General features: G+C 64.0%; 23 protein-coding genes. 21 read left to right on the forward strand and 2 right to left on the reverse strand.

Annotated elements, in window-relative coordinates; genetic code table 11:
• The first annotated feature begins 16 nt into the window (after positions 1 to 16).
• The 3 genes from QFX32_01455 to QFX32_01465 are packed head-to-tail and all read left to right on the forward strand — an operon-like array spanning position 17 to position 1,872.
• Positions 17 to 607, forward strand: a complete 591-nt coding sequence (locus QFX32_01455) for a pyruvate kinase alpha/beta domain-containing protein (protein MDI9632706.1) — start codon at positions 17 to 19, stop codon at positions 605 to 607.
• Positions 608 to 610: 3 nt separating this feature from the next.
• Complete coding sequence (locus QFX32_01460; protein ID MDI9632707.1) at positions 611 to 1,450, forward strand: hypothetical protein; 840 nt, start codon at positions 611 to 613, stop codon at positions 1,448 to 1,450.
• The gene (locus QFX32_01465) at positions 1,435 to 1,872 is read left to right on the forward strand and encodes a DUF371 domain-containing protein (GenBank protein MDI9632708.1); all 438 of its coding nucleotides are present in this window, start codon (positions 1,435 to 1,437) and stop codon (positions 1,870 to 1,872) included. Before QFX32_01460 ends, QFX32_01465 begins: the two co-directional genes overlap by 16 nt.
• Positions 1,873 to 1,914: 42 nt before the next feature.
• Here the strand turns inward: QFX32_01465 and xseB are convergent, their stop codons facing one another.
• Complete coding sequence (xseB, locus tag QFX32_01470; protein MDI9632709.1) at positions 1,915 to 2,073, reverse strand: exodeoxyribonuclease VII small subunit; 159 nt, start codon at positions 2,071 to 2,073, stop codon at positions 1,915 to 1,917.
• Positions 2,060 to 3,334 carry an exodeoxyribonuclease VII large subunit gene (xseA, locus tag QFX32_01475; GenBank protein ID MDI9632710.1) on the reverse strand — a complete coding sequence of 425 codons (1,275 nt, stop codon included), beginning with the start codon at positions 3,332 to 3,334 and terminating at the stop codon, positions 2,060 to 2,062. Before xseA ends, xseB begins: the two co-directional genes overlap by 14 nt.
• Before the next feature lie 38 nt (positions 3,335 to 3,372).
• Here xseA and QFX32_01480 point away from each other — a divergent pair, with 38 nt between their 5' ends.
• The 18 genes from QFX32_01480 (at position 3,373) to QFX32_01565 (ending at position 14,537) form a co-directional block, all read left to right on the forward strand.
• Positions 3,373 to 4,209, forward strand: coding sequence for a sugar phosphate isomerase/epimerase family protein (locus QFX32_01480; protein ID MDI9632711.1), 837 nt, complete (start codon positions 3,373 to 3,375; stop codon positions 4,207 to 4,209).
• Positions 4,210 to 4,285: 76 nt separating this feature from the next.
• The gene (locus QFX32_01485) at positions 4,286 to 5,563 is read left to right on the forward strand and encodes a hemolysin family protein (protein MDI9632712.1); all 1,278 of its coding nucleotides are present in this window, start codon (positions 4,286 to 4,288) and stop codon (positions 5,561 to 5,563) included.
• Positions 5,560 to 6,183, forward strand: a complete 624-nt coding sequence (gene purN, locus QFX32_01490; protein MDI9632713.1) for a phosphoribosylglycinamide formyltransferase — start codon at positions 5,560 to 5,562, stop codon at positions 6,181 to 6,183. Before QFX32_01485 ends, purN begins: the two co-directional genes overlap by 4 nt.
• 58 nt (positions 6,184 to 6,241) lie before the next feature.
• Positions 6,242 to 6,556 carry a ribonuclease P protein component 4 gene (locus QFX32_01495; protein ID MDI9632714.1) on the forward strand — a complete coding sequence of 105 codons (315 nt, stop codon included), beginning with the start codon at positions 6,242 to 6,244 and terminating at the stop codon, positions 6,554 to 6,556.
• Positions 6,557 to 6,558: 2 nt separating this feature from the next.
• Complete coding sequence (locus QFX32_01500) at positions 6,559 to 6,810, forward strand: YhbY family RNA-binding protein (GenBank protein MDI9632715.1); 252 nt, start codon at positions 6,559 to 6,561, stop codon at positions 6,808 to 6,810.
• A gap of 108 nt (positions 6,811 to 6,918) precedes the next feature.
• Positions 6,919 to 7,362 carry a 30S ribosomal protein S19e gene (locus tag QFX32_01505; protein ID MDI9632716.1) on the forward strand — a complete coding sequence of 148 codons (444 nt, stop codon included), beginning with the start codon at positions 6,919 to 6,921 and terminating at the stop codon, positions 7,360 to 7,362.
• Between the two features lie 3 nt (positions 7,363 to 7,365).
• The gene (locus tag QFX32_01510) at positions 7,366 to 7,704 is read left to right on the forward strand and encodes a DNA-binding protein (GenBank protein MDI9632717.1); all 339 of its coding nucleotides are present in this window, start codon (positions 7,366 to 7,368) and stop codon (positions 7,702 to 7,704) included.
• A complete protein-coding gene (locus QFX32_01515; GenBank protein ID MDI9632718.1) occupies positions 7,701 to 8,297 on the forward strand; it encodes an alpha hydrolase in 597 nt (198 codons plus the stop codon). The genes QFX32_01510 and QFX32_01515 overlap by 4 nt, the downstream gene beginning before the upstream one ends.
• A 12-nt stretch (positions 8,298 to 8,309) precedes the next feature.
• Entirely contained in the window at positions 8,310 to 8,462 is a 153-nt protein-coding gene (locus QFX32_01520; GenBank protein ID MDI9632719.1) for a 50S ribosomal protein L39e, read from the forward strand.
• 6 nt (positions 8,463 to 8,468) lie between these two features.
• The gene (locus QFX32_01525; GenBank protein ID MDI9632720.1) at positions 8,469 to 8,732 is read left to right on the forward strand and encodes a 50S ribosomal protein L31e; all 264 of its coding nucleotides are present in this window, start codon (positions 8,469 to 8,471) and stop codon (positions 8,730 to 8,732) included.
• A gap of 1 nt (position 8,733) precedes the next feature.
• Positions 8,734 to 9,399, forward strand: a complete 666-nt coding sequence (locus tag QFX32_01530; GenBank protein ID MDI9632721.1) for a translation initiation factor IF-6 — start codon at positions 8,734 to 8,736, stop codon at positions 9,397 to 9,399.
• A gap of 6 nt (positions 9,400 to 9,405) precedes the next feature.
• On the forward strand, positions 9,406 to 9,597 hold the full coding sequence (gene rpl18a, locus QFX32_01535; protein MDI9632722.1) for a 50S ribosomal protein L18Ae: 192 nt from the start codon (positions 9,406 to 9,408) through the stop codon (positions 9,595 to 9,597).
• Between the two features lies 1 nt (position 9,598).
• On the forward strand, positions 9,599 to 10,060 hold the full coding sequence (pfdA, locus tag QFX32_01540; protein ID MDI9632723.1) for a prefoldin subunit alpha: 462 nt from the start codon (positions 9,599 to 9,601) through the stop codon (positions 10,058 to 10,060).
• A gap of 20 nt (positions 10,061 to 10,080) precedes the next feature.
• Positions 10,081 to 11,115: a signal recognition particle-docking protein FtsY gene (gene ftsY, locus QFX32_01545; protein ID MDI9632724.1), complete on the forward strand. Its 1,035-nt coding sequence runs from the start codon at positions 10,081 to 10,083 to the stop codon at positions 11,113 to 11,115.
• Positions 11,115 to 12,437 (forward strand): signal recognition particle protein Srp54, encoded by a 1,323-nt coding sequence (locus QFX32_01550; GenBank protein ID MDI9632725.1) that lies wholly within the window; start codon positions 11,115 to 11,117, stop codon positions 12,435 to 12,437. The genes ftsY and QFX32_01550 overlap by 1 nt, the downstream gene beginning before the upstream one ends.
• Positions 12,438 to 12,443: 6 nt before the next feature.
• Positions 12,444 to 13,022: a tRNA (pseudouridine(54)-N(1))-methyltransferase TrmY gene (gene trmY / locus QFX32_01555; GenBank protein ID MDI9632726.1), complete on the forward strand. Its 579-nt coding sequence runs from the start codon at positions 12,444 to 12,446 to the stop codon at positions 13,020 to 13,022.
• Entirely contained in the window at positions 13,013 to 14,242 is a 1,230-nt protein-coding gene (locus tag QFX32_01560) for a tRNA pseudouridine(54/55) synthase Pus10 (GenBank protein MDI9632727.1), read from the forward strand. The genes trmY and QFX32_01560 overlap by 10 nt, the downstream gene beginning before the upstream one ends.
• Positions 14,243 to 14,246: 4 nt before the next feature.
• Positions 14,247 to 14,537 (forward strand): 50S ribosomal protein L21e, encoded by a 291-nt coding sequence (locus tag QFX32_01565; GenBank protein MDI9632728.1) that lies wholly within the window; start codon positions 14,247 to 14,249, stop codon positions 14,535 to 14,537.
• Positions 14,538 to 14,547: the final 10 nt, after the last annotated feature.

Raw genomic sequence — 14,547 nt, forward strand, 5'->3', positions numbered from 1 at the left:
TAAAACATAGTGCCCTATGTCTTACCAGAAGAAGGCCATCTATTACTTCGATGCTCCGGGTCCCGGGAATACGAAGGACTGCGCGGAGATCGCACTCGAGAGGGCAAGGGAACTTGCAATAAAGAAAGTGGTTGTCGCGAGCACGACCGGAGAGACGGCAGAAGTGTTCCACAGGGTCTTCCGGGGGACGGGGATCTCCCTCGTCGTCGTCACCCACGTCGTGGGTTTCTCGCAGCCTGGCGTGTGGGAATTCTCGAGGGAGACGGCCGAGAGGCTCCGGCGGGAAGGGGTCACGATCGTCACGGGAACGCACGCCCTCTCCGGGCTCGAGCGGGCATTCTCGCGGTCGGCAAAGGTGGGCGGGGGTTCCCGGACGGAGGCGGTCGCCGAGGCATTCCGCCGGGTCATCGCGGTGGGGCTCAAGGTCGCGGTGGAGTGCACGCTCATCGCCGCCGACCAGGGCGTAATCTCCCCTGACGAGGAGGTAATCGCCGTGGGAGGCACGGCGAGCGGTGCAGACACGGTCTGCGTCATCCGCCCCGCGCACACGGCTTCGTTCTTCGACCTCCAGGTCAGGGAGATCGTCGCGATGCCGAGGAACCGGTGAAGCATGGTCCTCTCTGCCCTCGCGGAGGCGATCTCCGCGCTCGCGAGGAACCCCGTCCTCTGGATTCCCGGGACGGTCATGGGGGGGCTCGCCGCGGCCGACCTCCTCCTCCAGTACTACCTCGACCCGTTCCTCGTGACGAGGCTGTGGCTCGTCCAGGCACTCTGCGTCCCCTTCCTCGTCGGGGGAGCGTATTCTGCGGTGAAGGAGGGCGGGGGGACGCCGGGTTCCTTCGTGGCCGGGGGAGCCCGCACTTTCTTCAGGGTCCTGCTTCCCCTCCTTGTCGTCGCGTTCGCGGTCCTCGCGACGATCGTCCTCCTCGCGATCCCGCTCTCGTTCCTTGGGAACCCCGCGGCATTTCTCCCCCTCGTCACCCTCGGCACCGCGGTTCCCATCGTGTTCTTCACGTTCTTCTCCGACTGCGCCGCAGTGTTCGAGGAGAAGGGGGTCTTTGAGAGCATCAGGAGGAGCATCGAGGTCGTCCTGAACCGCCCGGGAGCGGTCGTCGGGTTCTCCATCGCGGCTGCAGGTGTTGCCCTGCTCGTCTCCATTCCCCTCATGGTCCTGTGGACGGGAATCCTCTACGACCGCCTCCTCCCCCTCGCGACGATGCAGCATGCGGAACTCCAGTCGATCTCCATGGAGACCGTGAACGCGATGCTCGGGGAAGCGGGAATTATCATCACCGCCCTCGTCGCATTTTTCTGGTTCGCACTCGCCGCCAACGTCGTCCTCGCATTCAAGGCCTTTTTCTACCGCGAGGTGGTCGGGGGGTTGCCGGGAGGAGAGCAATTCCCGCGCGGGGGAGTGTACGACGAGAAGGGGAGATGGTACAAATACTGACGAGGAGGATCGCGATCCACTGCAGGGGCCACCGGAACGTGTCCGCGCGCCACCCGACGACCCTCGAGATCACGAGGGAGGAGTTCCTCACGCCGGCCGGGGACTGCATCATCGGGATCTGCGCGGACACGGCGGCACGCGACATCCCGCGGGACATGCGGGAAATCCTCTGCCGGGACGACGCGACCGTCACCGCCACGTTCTCCTGCGGCGACCAGTCGTTTGCGGTCCGGGGGAGGGGGAGCGCGAGGATGACGCTCTCGCACCCCACCGACATGGTCTTCCGGAAGAGCACGTACGTGTGCGACAGGACGGTCGCGATCTGCGCCGATACCGCTGCCCGGGACGTTCCCCGGGGTTTCGTGGAGAGGGCGGCGGGAGGGATGGATATCCTCGTGGTACTCGAGGTGAGCGTGCCCTGACCCGCGGGGGGGGGAATTGTGGGTGAATAATCGCCCGGGGTCTCACTCCCTCCCGAGCATCGTGATCTTCAATTCCGCGTTCGCGAGGATCTCCTCTGCCTTCCGGATGAGGACCGATCCCCTCTCGTAGAGCGCGATCGACTCGTCGAGCCCGGTCTGGCTGTCCTCGATCTTCTCGATTATCTCTTTAATCTCCTTCATTAGGTCTTCGAATCTCTCCGTCATGGACCACGTCCTCCACGCGTGCGCCCGCGCGTCCCCCCGCCATCCGTATCGCGATCCTGTCTCCCGGCAAGAGCTCTCCTATGGACCGGATAACCCTGTCCCCCCTCTCGACGATGCAGTACCCCCTCCCGAGCAGGTGGAGAGGGTTCCTCGCCTCGAGGATGCTGCGGAACGCGGCGAGGCGTTCCTTCTCCCGCGCGATGCGGACATCCTGCGCCCTCCTCATCCTCGCCTCGAGGACAGAGAGGTCTTCCCGCCGGAGGGTCAGGCGTTGCCCCATGCGCCGCGGGGAGAGCCTCTCCCGGAGGTCCGCGAGGTCGGATGCAGCCCGGTCGAGCTTCGCGAGGAGACGCCCCGCGAGGATCTTCCTCATCGCGCCGAGGTCCTCGAGTATCTTCACCCTGTCGGGGACCACGAGCTCCGCGGCAGCCGATGGTGTCGGTGCCCTGACGTCCGCGGCATGGTCCGCGAGGGTGACGTCCACCTCGTGCCCGATTGCACTGACGACCGGCACGGGGGAGGACGCGATTGCCCGCACGACATCCGGGTGGTTGAAGGGGAAGAGGTCCTCGAAGCTCCCGCCACCGCGCGCGATGATGATGACCTCCACGAGCCCCGCAAGCCTCCTGATCGCGCGCGCGATCTCGATGTGGGCCGTGTCGCCCTGCACGGCAGTGGGCGAGACGATGAGCTCGGTGGGGTACCTCCGCGCGATGATGTTGCGGATGTCGTGGATGACTGCCCCCGTCTCGGACGTGACGATCCCCACCCTCGCGGGAAACTGCGGGAGCGGACGTTTCCGGGCGATGTCAAAGCACCCTTCCTGCTGGAGCTGCGCCTTCCATTGCTCGACGACGAGGTACTTCTCGCCCCTGCCCGCGGGCAGAATCTCCTTGATGTAGAACTGGTACCTCCCCTGGGGCGCGTAGTGGCCCACGGAGCCGAACGCGAGAACGTCCATCCCGTCCGCGAGCTCGAAGGAAAGCCTCGCGGCGTCCGATCTCCAGATGACGCAGGAGATGAGGGCATTTCTCTCCCCGTTCCTCTCCCCGAGGGAGAAGTACCGGTGGCCCGAGGTGTGGTTCTTGTAGTTCGTGATCTCCCCCCGTATCCAGATGTCCTGCAGGCGCGGGTCGTCGAGGAGGGATTCGATGAGGGAGGAGATCTCCGAGACCGAGTGGATGCCCCTTGGCTCGGCCTGGGTGGTGGTGCGGGGATACCACGGGGCGGAGGCCATCACACATAATTATGGACAGGTCTTTATGAAATAGGATCATGGTCGTTTTCGCGGTCTCCACGATGTTTTTCCACGAGTACACCATCGAGGAGATCCTGTCCGCTGCAACCAGGGCCGGGCTCGACGCCGTCGAATTCTGGGTCGAGACACCCTCTTTCTGGCTCGCGGGGCGACCGGAGGGCGAGATTTGGCGTGCGAGGCAGGTTTTTCCCCTGATGGAGAGGGCGACCCTCCACGCGCCCGTCCTCGACCTGAACCCCGTCTCCATCAATCCCGAGATCGCCGATGTGTCCCGGAGGCACGTCTGCGACTCCGTCCGGCTCGCGGGGAGGACGGGTTTTTCGCTCGTCACGGTGCACCCGGGGAGGCGGACAGCGAAGAGACCCCCGGGGCCCGACGACCTCGCGCGGTTCGACCTCTACGTCCGCGACCTCCACGAAGTCTCCGAGGAGACGGGCGTGAAGATCGCCATGGAGAACATGGAGAACAGGGTAAACAGCCTCGTCTCTACCCCGGAGAGCATGAGTTCCCTCCTCGACCGCGAGGGGTGGCTCTCCTTCACGCTGGATCTCTGCCACGCGATGGCAGGCGGGCGCGACGTTGCGCGCCGGTACGTGGAACTCTGCGGTGACCGCCTCGTGAATGTCCACGTGAGCGCGGGGAAGGACGGGAAGAAGCACCTCCCGCCGTCCGGAGACCCGGGTGTGACGGCCATCCTCGAGCAGCTCTCCGCCGAGGGGTACGACGGGCACCTGACACTCGAAATAGAGGACCTCTGCCTCCCGCGGGCACTCTCGTGCGAGGAGAAGATATCCCTCGTCTCGCGGGAATTGAACCACGTGAAGAAAATTTTCGGGGAATCGACGAATTTATAAAATGTCAGCGCGATAGTTAGAGTGTCAACGACCACATGGAAAAGATGAGAATTGCCGCTTGGTCGGCGTGGACTCGATGATCCAGGACTTTTTGTTCCTTTTGCTCTTCATCATATGCCTCGTGCTGTCCGCGTTCTTCTCTGCCTCTGAAGTCGCACTCATCTCCATCTCGCGGGCGAAGGTACGCACGCTCGTGAACGAGCGAAGGCCGGGTGCAGAGATGCTCTCGCGCTTGAAAGAGGACCCGCACAAGTTCCTCGTGACGATCCTCATCGGCAACAACATCGTGAACGTCGCCGCGGCATCCATCGCGACCGCGCTGACGATATCCCTGTTCGGGAACATCGGTGTGGGGATCGCGACCGGCGTCGTGGTCATCCTCCTCCTCGTCTTCGGAGAGATAGGGCCCAAGATGTACGCGACGCACAACGCCGAGAAGCTCTCCCTCGCGGTGGCACGGCCCATCTACGTCCTTTCCATCGTCCTCTCGCCCCTCATCTGGCTCGTCTCGAAGGTGAACCTGCGGGGCACGTCCGCCGCGGGGATCGCGGAGCCCGCGGTGACCGAGGAGGAGATCAAGGAGTGGATAGAGGTCGGCAAGGAGGAAGGAGCGATCGAGCAGGAAGAACGCGAGATGCTCTACTCCGTGCTCGAGTTTGGGGACACGACTGCCCGCGAGATCATGACGCCCCGCGTGGACGTGGCCATGATCGACGACGAGAGGAGCATAGAGGAGGCACTCCAGCTCTTCAACGAGACGGGATTCTCGCGCCTCCCGGTCTACCACGAGAACATGGACAACATCGTGGGGATCCTCAACATAAAGGACGTCTTTGCGAGCATGGTCACGGGAAAGAAGAACGTGGGCATCAAGGACCTCATGTACGACCCGTTCTTCGTCCCCGAGAGCAAGAAGATCGACGATCTCCTGCGCGAGCTCCAGCTGCGCAAGGTCCAGATGGCAATAGTTCTCGACGAGTACGGGAGCTTCGCTGGCATCGTGACCGTGGAGGACATCCTCGAGGAGATCGTCGGCGACATCCTCGACGAATTCGACAGGGAAGAGCCCTCTATCCAGAAAGTGGGGGAGGGAATCTACCTCGTCGACGCGAAGGTGTGGGTGGAAGAGATCAACGACGAGCTCGACCTCTCCCTCCCCGTCTCCGAGTCCTACGAGAGCATCGGAGGATTGGTCATCGATCGCCTCGGCAGGATCCCGCACCCCGGCGAGAGCGTCTACATAAAGGAGTGCCACACGACGCTCGTCGTGACCCAGATGCTCGGGAGGCGCATCGTCAAGGTCAAGGTGATCCAGCACCCCCCGGGCGAGGAGAAAGGGGAACAGGGACGATGAAGCGGATCGCGGTCCTCGCATCGGGGAGGGGATCCAATTTCCAGGCAGTCATCGACGCGATCAGGGAAGGATACATACCCGCAACGTGCGTCGGCCTCGTCTCCGACAATCCCGCCGCGTACGCGATCGAGAGGGCGAGGAATGCGGGAATCCCTGTCCACGTCGTGGACTACGCGAGGTATCCCTCGAAGGACGCGTACGAGGATGACCTCCTGCAGGCCATGCGCGCGCTCGGCGCGGATCTCTTCGTCCTTGCCGGGTACATGCGCATCCTCGGTCCGCGGATCGTGAGGGAATTCCAGGGGAAGATCATCAACATCCACCCCGCGCTCCTCCCGAGTTTCCCCGGCCTGCATGCCCAGCGCCAGGCCATCGAGTACGGCGTCCGGGTCTCCGGGTGCACGGTCCACTTCGTGGACGAGGGGATGGACACGGGCCCCATCATCGTCCAGTCGTGCGTCCCCGTGTACCCGGAGGACGACGAGGAGTCGCTCTCGGAGAGGATCCTCGAGAGGGAACACAAGTGCCTCCCGTGGGCGATACGCGCGTTCTGCGAGGACCGCATCAGGATCGACGGGAGGAAGGTCATCGTCACCGGGGGGCCCCCCGTCCCCCCCTGAGATCCGGGGGTCCATCGCCCCCCGGCGGAGGATACCCGGGAGATCCCGTTCCACGCGCATGACGAAGAGATCGCCAAGATCCGATGCACGGCGCATTGCCCGGGAGAGGATTGCGATCCTCTTTGCGCGGGCAAGGGAGGTGTTCCACGCGGAGCCGCACCTCTCGGACCGCTACGTCTCCCTCGCGCGGAGGATCGCGATGAAACTCCGCGTACGGCTCGACAGGGAGTACCGGAGACAGTTCTGCCACCGCTGCTACCGGTACCTCGTCCCCGGCGTCAACGCGAGGGTGCGGATCGCACGCGGGAAAGTGACGGTCACCTGCCTTGCGTGCGGGCACCGCGCGAGGTTCCCGACCCGCAGGAGGTGCTAGTGGTGGGAGACAGGCGCGGGACGGCGGCGGAGCTCCGGGCGACTGTCTGGATAGGGAAACAGGGGCTCACGGATTCCGTGGTCGGCGAGGTGGTCCTCCAGCTCGAGAAGAGGCAGAGGGTGAAGGTGAAGTGGCTGCGGAACACCGAGTTCGATCCCGTTGCGCTCGCGCAGAGGGCGGGGGCGAGGCTCGCCATGGTGAGGGGCCGGACAGCGGTGCTCGAGAAACGGGATCTGGGGGAGAATCGGGGATAATCCGGGGAGATACAGGGAATAGGGCGCACTACTCGAAATATATAAAAGTGTAGCACACAAATAAGTAAAGACCGTTCATTCCAATCGGTGAGAGAGGTTTTACGAGGTATGACGACCGTCTACGACGTTCCTCCGGACAAGTTCATCCGCACGCTTGCCGAGGAACTGAAGAAGAGACCGGAGATAAAACCGCCGGAGTGGGCACTGTTCGTCAAGACCGGCGTGCACAAGGAGAATCCCCCCCACGACCCCGACTGGTGGTTCGTGAGGGCGGCATCCCTCTTGAGGAGGGTCTACATCGACGGGCCGATCGGTGTCCAGAGGCTGCGCACCATCTACGGCGGTAAGAAGGACCGCGGATCGCGCCCGAAGCAGTTCAGGAAGGGGAGCGGCTCGATCCTGAGGAAGGCCCTCCAGCAGCTCGAGACAGCAGGACTCGTCCAGAAGGAAAAGACAGGGAGGAGACTGACGCCGGGGGGAATATCCTACCTGGACAACCTCGCGGAGAGGATCTCGAAAGGGGAAAAGGCGGGAGAACCAAGCGGGGCATGAGGGATGGGTGACGACGAGCTCGCAGAATTGAGGCGCAGGAGACTGGCTCAGCTCCAGCAGCAGGCGTACGAGCAGCAGCTGCTCCAGGAGGAGGCCGAGAGGCAGAGGCAGCTCGAATCCCAGATCCACCTCATCCTGCTCCAGATACTCGAGCCCGAGGCACGGGAACGCCTCAATACCATCAAGTTGACGCGCCCGGAGTTTGCGAGGGCCGTCGAACAGCAGCTCGTCCTCCTCGCAAAGAGTGGTCGCATCACGAAGAAGATCACGGATGAACAGCTGAAGGCCCTGCTGCAGCAGATCCAACCCGCGAAGAGGGATTTCAGGATTACAAGGAAATGACGAAGGTGGGAGTCCTCTACAGCGGCGGGAAAGACAGTTCCCTCGCGGCGATCCTCCTCTCGCGCGACTACGAGGTGGAACTGAACACCTACGTGTTCAGCGAGGAACCGGCGCACCTGTCCGGCGTGGAGAGGGCGGCAACGTCCCTTGGGTTTCCCTGGAGGGTGAGGGTGTTTTCGCGTGAACTCCTCTCCGCGGCGATCGATTCCATACTCGCCCGCGGGAACCCGTCGGAGGCGATCTCGATGGTGCACAAGTCCGCTCTGCACGACCTCGCAATCCACTACGGGGTCGTCGCGGATGGGACGCGGTTCGACGACCGCGTCCCCATGCTCTCGAGGGACGAGGCCCAGTCGCTGCAGGACACCCGGCACTGCTCGTACGTCCGGCCCCTCCTCGGGTATCCCCGCAGGGAGGTCGACCGCCTCGCGGCCCTCCACCTCAGGGTAATCCTCGGGGAAACCGGCACACTGGAGAACGGTGACTACGAGGTGGAACTGAGGGAAGCGATCCGCTCGAGGGGCATGGACGTCTCCCGGTTTTTCCCCCGGTTCCACGAGCAGTCCCTCGTCGTCGGGCTGGCAGGACCATGAGGAGAGTATACCATGAGTAAATCGACGAAAGGGTACAAGATACGCCTCGCGAAGGCGTGCGAACAGAACAGGAGGGTACCTGCGTGGGTGATGGCCCGGACCAAGAGGCGCGTCGTGAGCCATCCACGCAGGCGGAACTGGAGACGGAGCACGTTGAAGGTGTGAGAAGCCATGGCGGAGAAAGTCCAGGAGCAGATCTACGTGATCCCGCTCCGCGACGCGAAGAGGGCGCCGCGGTGGAAGAGGAGCAACACGGCGATCAAGGACATCAGGAAGTTCCTCTCGAAGCACTTGAAGAGCAGTGACGTCAGGCTCGACCGGACCATCAACGAACGGGTCTGGGAGAGGGGCGCGGAGAAACCACCGACACGGATAAGGGTCCGCGCCATGAAGTTCGACGACGGCCAGGTCCAGGCAGAACTCGCCGAGGAATGAGATGGAAAGGACGATCTCGTACGGGGGAATACCCCACATAGGGGTGTTTTCCCGCGTCCTGGAGGATGTCGCGGTCGTCGCCCCGTCGGCTCCCGCGGATTTCCGGGAGGCACTCACCGAGCTGCTCGACGTGGAGGTAATCCAGACCACCATCCAGGGGAGCGAGATCGTCGGGTCGCTGCTGTCGGGGAACTCGAGGGGTTTTGTCGTGAGCGGGTTGGCGACGGAGGAGGAGATAGCGGTCCTGCGCGAGTACCGCGACGAGATCCTCACGCTCGGCCACATGATGAACGCCGCGGGGAATGTCATCCTCGCGAACGACTCGTGCGCTGCCGTCCACCCCGACATGCCCGAGGACATGGCGAGGGAGATAGGGGAATTCCTCGGCGTGCGCGTCGCGCCGCTCACACTCGGGGGCGTCAAGACAGTCGGAATGGCCGGAGTGGCCACGAACAGGGGCGTGCTCGTCCACCCCCGGAGCACGAGGGTCGAGATACAGAAGGCAGAGGAGCTCTTCGGCCTGCCTGTCGGGACAGGGTCGGTGAACGGCGGCACCGGCCTCGTGGGGACCGGGCTCCTCGCCACGTCGCGGGGGTACGCTGCCGGGCTCGCGACGACGGGTTTTGAACTGGGAAGGATAGAGGACGTTTTTGGATTTCTGGAGTGAGGGGCAATGGAAGGACAGAAGTTCGAGGTGAAGGGTTCATTCAAGATGGGCCGCGAGGTCCACCCATTCGTGAAGGTCATCGAGGCACCGAACGAGAAACAGGCGAAGGAACGGACGTACGCGCTGTTCGGGAGCAAGCACCGGACGAAGAGGAGGGACATTTCCATCGACTCGGTCAACCCGCTCAAGGGTGAGTAGCGTGGATGCGATCGACCCGAGGGAACTGCAGTCCCTGCAGATCTACCTGAACGAGTACAGGCAACAGGCAGAGATATTCTCGCAGCAACTCGCGATCCTCGAGGAGGGGAGGGTCGAGGCGATGTCCGCGATCGAGGCCATCAAGGGAATCGCCGAGTCTCCCGAGAGCACGGTCCTCCTCCAGCTCGGCGGCGGCATCAGTGTCCGGGCCCGCGTCCAGGATCCGGGCCGGTTCCTCGTCAACATAGGGTCCGAGGTCGTCGTGGAACGCTCGGGCGAGGAGGCGATCGAGTACCTGAAGGACCGGATCACCGAGATGGAAGCGTCGGCAAAGAAGGTGGTGGAGACCCTCGAGCAGATCCGCCAGCAGATGACGGACATTGCCCGGAGGCTCGAGGCAGGGTACCACCAGTACCAGATGCAGCAGGCGCAGGTCTCGCGCGGCGCGGAGAAGAGCGACTGACGGTTCCGCGGGAGGGGAGGATGTTCGAGGGGCTCCGGTCCAGGCTCCAGAAGATCACGGGGTCGCTGGAAGAGCGGATTGGCAGGAGTGTCACCGGGGAACAGAAAGTCGCGGGGAGTCCGGCCCCTTCCCCGGAGACCGGGAGAGAAACGGGGGGAAAGGACCCCTCGCTCCTCTCGCGGGTCAAGGTCCTCATCGCGGACGGGGAGTTCTACATCTCCGAGAAAGACATCGAGGAACCGCTCGCCGAGCTCCAGATCACCCTCCTCGAGAACGACGTCGCCCTCCCGGTCGCAGAGGAGATTATCCGGAAGGTAAGGGAAGACCTCACGGGGAAACGGAGGAAGATCGGGGAATCCATCCACGGGATAGTGGCCGGCGCGCTCCGGAACGCGTTGCTCGGGGTCCTCGGGGACGGGTTTGACCTCGTCTCCTACGTGAAGGGGCACGAGAGACCGGTGAAGATCCTCTTCACGGGCGTGAACGGCACGGGCAAGACGACGACCATCGCCAAGGTCGCAGCGTTCCTCAAGAAGAACGGTTTTTCGGTCGTCATCGGGGCAGGGGATACCTTCCGTGCCGGTGCACTCGAACAAATAGACGTCCACGCGGAGAGGCTCGGGATAAAGGTCATCCAGCACCAGCCGGGGGCCGATCCCTCCGCCGTGCTCTTCGACGCGGTCCAGTACGCGAAGGCGCACAGGATAGACGCGGTCCTCGCCGACACGGCCGGGAGATTCCACAACCGCGCGAACCTCATGAACCAGCTCGCGAAGATAAAGAGGGTGATGAACCCGGACATCGTGGTATACGTGGACGAGGCGGTCGCGGGCAACGACGCGGTCGTGAGGGCCGAAGAATTCGAGAAGACCGTGGGTGCGGACGCGGTGATCCTCACGAAGGCAGACATGGACGCGAAGGGCGGCGCCGCGATCTCCATCGCGCACACCATAGGAAAACCGGTCATGTTCCTCGGCGTGGGACAGGGCTACGAGGACCTCGTCCCCTTCTCTCCGGGGGCAATCGTGGACGAACTCATCGGGGTGGGTGCCTGATGCTCGACCGCCTCGGGACGTCGCTCCGGGACGCGATGAAGAAGCTCGCGGGGAAGACCGTCGTGGACAGGGCGGCCGTCGAGGAGCTGGTACGCGACCTCCAGCGGGCCCTCATCCAGGCGGACGTGAACGTCCGGCTCGTGATGCAGCTCTCCGAGACTATCAAGAGGCGTGCCCTCGAGGAGCAGCCGCCGAAGGGAATGACGGTCCGGGAACACGTGCTCCGGATCGTCTACCAGGAACTCGTGAGGCTGGTGGGATCGGCAGGAGAAGTCAGGCTCGAACCCCAGACCATCCTGATGGCCGGCCTCCAGGGGAGCGGGAAGACGACGACGACCGCGAAACTCGCCCGGTACTTCCAGCGGAAGGGACTGCGGGTAGGGGTCATCTGCGCGGACACGTTCCGGCCCGGGGCCTTCGACCAGCTCAACACGCTTTGCGCGAAAATCCACGTCCCCTGCTTCGGCGACCAAAACGAGAAGGACGCGCTCAAGATCGTGAGGGACGGCCTGCGGGAGATGGCACCGGCAGAGGTCATCATCATCGACACACAGGGACGCCACGCCCTCGAGAGCGACCTCATCCGGGAGATCATCGAGATACAGGCGATCGCGTCCGCCAAGCACCGCTGGCTCGTCATCGACGCGGCCCTCGGGCAGCAGGCCGCGGAACAGGCGAGGAAGTTCCACGAGGCGATCAACATCGACGGCGTCATCGTCACCAAGATGGACGGGACGGCGAAGGGAGGGGGCGCCCTCTCGGCGGTCGCGGAGACCAAGGCGGGAATCGTCTTCATCGGGAGCGGGGAGACGGTCGACGACCTCGAGCGGTTCGACCCGGACGGCTTCATCTCCCGCCTCCTCGGGATGGGAGACCTGAGGGCCCTCGTGGAGAAGGCGGAGGAGACGCTCGCGACGACCGAGGTCGACGTCAATGCCATGCTGCGGGGCAAGTTCTCGCTCCGCGACATGTACGCCCAGCTCGAGGCCGTGAACCGGATGGGCCCCCTCAAGCAGATCATGAGCATGCTCCCCCTCGGGAACCTCCAGATTCCCGAGGAGGCATACGACATCACGAGCGCGAAGATGCAGAGGTACCGCGTCATCATGGATTCCATGACGGCCGCGGAACTCGACGATCCCTCCCTGATAGGGAGCTCGCGCATCCAGCGCATCGCGAGGGGTGCGGGGGTGTCCCCCGACGAGGTACGCGACCTCCTCCGCTACTACAAGTCGATGAAGAGGGCGCTCAAGGGGTTCAGGGGCGGGCAGGGCAGGTTCGCCATGCAGCGGATGCTGAAGAAGTTTGGCGGTGGACCATAGTTCCCCATGATCCGCATCGCTGTCATCGGGCACACCGCCCGGACCGCCGGTGACTTCTCGCTCTCGGACATGCCAGGAGGTGCAGGGCGGATGGACGTCCTCTGCAGGTGCGTCAACGCCTCCCTCTTCCTCTCCCACGGGATGAGGAGGGACGTCGAGTGCTACCTCGTCCTCCGCGGCCCTCCGGGGCCCGAGAAGATCGTCCGGTTCTCGGGCGCGCACCTGCGCTCGCTCAACCCGGACGAGAGGAGTGCCGGGTCCCTGATAAAAAAGGCGCTCGCCATCCCCGCAGGGTCGGAGTTCCGCAAGTCGACGCCGGGGGTGGAGGTGAGGAAGGGTGGTCTTCCGGACCTCCTCGCCATGTTCCCCTTCGCGGTGCTCGACGAATCGGGCGCGGACATCAGGGCGTGCCGCGCGCTCCCCGAAAATTTCCTCCTAAGCGACCACCTCGATTTCACGCCCGACGAGGTGGAACTCATCGCGGGGAGGGAGCGGTACTCGGTGGGGCCGGCCACGCTCCACGCCGACCACGCCATCGTCGTCCTCCATAACGAGCTCGACAGGAGGCGGGCAGGATGGACGTGACGGGGCTCGCCCTGCGCATCCTCTCGTACGGGGAGATCTGCGACAGGTGCCTCGGGCGGTTCTTTGGGAAGCTCTCCCACGGCCTCACGAACGAGGAGAGGGGGCGCGCCCTCCGGGTCGCGGTTGCCCTGCAGGAGAACAGGCCCGTCGTCCCGCGGGGAGGGTGCTTCGTGTGCGGCGGACTCCTCGACCGCGTCCCCGAGTGGGCAGGGAGGGTGTGCGACGCCCTCTCAGGCGTGGAGTTCACGAGATTCGCGATCGGGACGAGGGTCCCGCCCCTCGTCGCGGAGAGCGAGGAGATAGTGTGGAGCGACCTTGGCCTCACCCACGCCGAGCCCTTCAAGTCGGAGATGAACAGGGAGGTGGGCAAGCACGTCGCGAGGCTCACGGGAAAGACGGCAGACCCTGCGCACCCCGAGGTCGTCGCGATCCTCGACATCCCGGCAGACAGGGTCGAGGTCCAGATAAACCCCGTCTTCTTCTGCGGGCGGTACCGCAAGCTCGAGAGGGGGATTCCCCAGACGCACTGGTACTGCAGGGCGTGCCGGGGTGCGGGGTGCGAGAGGTGCGGGCAGACCGGGAAGCAGTACCCGGACTCGGTCGAGGAGATCATCGGGAGGCCGGCGATCCGCCTTTTTTCCGCAGAGAACGCGATCCTCCACGGGGCGGGACGCGAGGACATCGATGCCCTCATGGTAGGGACGGGCAGGCCGTTCGTGATGGAGATTGTGTCCCCGAGGGTCCGCACCGTGGACCTCGGGCTCCTCGAGGAGGAGATCAACAGGGAGGCGGGGGGCAGGGTGACCGTGACCCTCGAGCGGTACGGGACGAGGGAAGACGTGGAAATCATTAAATTGGCCAAGGGGTATAAAAAATACAGGATCCTCGTCGAGATAGAGGGCCCGTACACTCAGGACGAGCTTGAATCCGCGATCAGAGCCCTGAAAGGGGCGAAAGTGAACCAGCGCACCCCGCTGCGGGTCGCACACCGCCGTGCAGACCGCGTGCGGGAGAGACGGGTCATCGATATCCGTGAACTGGGGAAAGAGGATGGCAGGGTGATCCTGGAGGTCACCGGGGAGGCGGGACTCTACGTGAAAGAGCTCATCTCCGGTGACCAGGGACGTACATCCCCGAGCTTCTCCGCCGTCCTGGGGAGACCAGCCAGGGTATGCCAGCTCGACGTGATAGAGGTCCAGGGTCACGAGGAAGGTGAGTGAGGACATGGCACATCACAACGGACCGCGCAAGAAGACTCGGTACAAGTTCAAGAAAGAGATCCGCAGGCGGGGAATCGTCCCGGTGACGTCCCTCATCCAGCAGTTCGAGATCGGGCAGAAGGTTCACGTGGTCATCGAGCCGAGCGTCCAGAAGGGGATGCCCCACCGGAGGTTCCACGGGATGACGGGGACCGTCATTGGCCAGAGGGGCAGGGCATGGCTCCTCTCCATTCGCGACGGCGGCAAGGAGAAGATCCTCATCGCGAGACCACAACATCTAAAAGCTCAAAGGTGAACAATCCAGA

Source organism: Methanolinea sp. (assembly GCA_030055515.1).
In the GTDB taxonomy this organism is placed as follows: domain Archaea; phylum Halobacteriota; class Methanomicrobia; order Methanomicrobiales; family Methanospirillaceae; genus Methanolinea_A.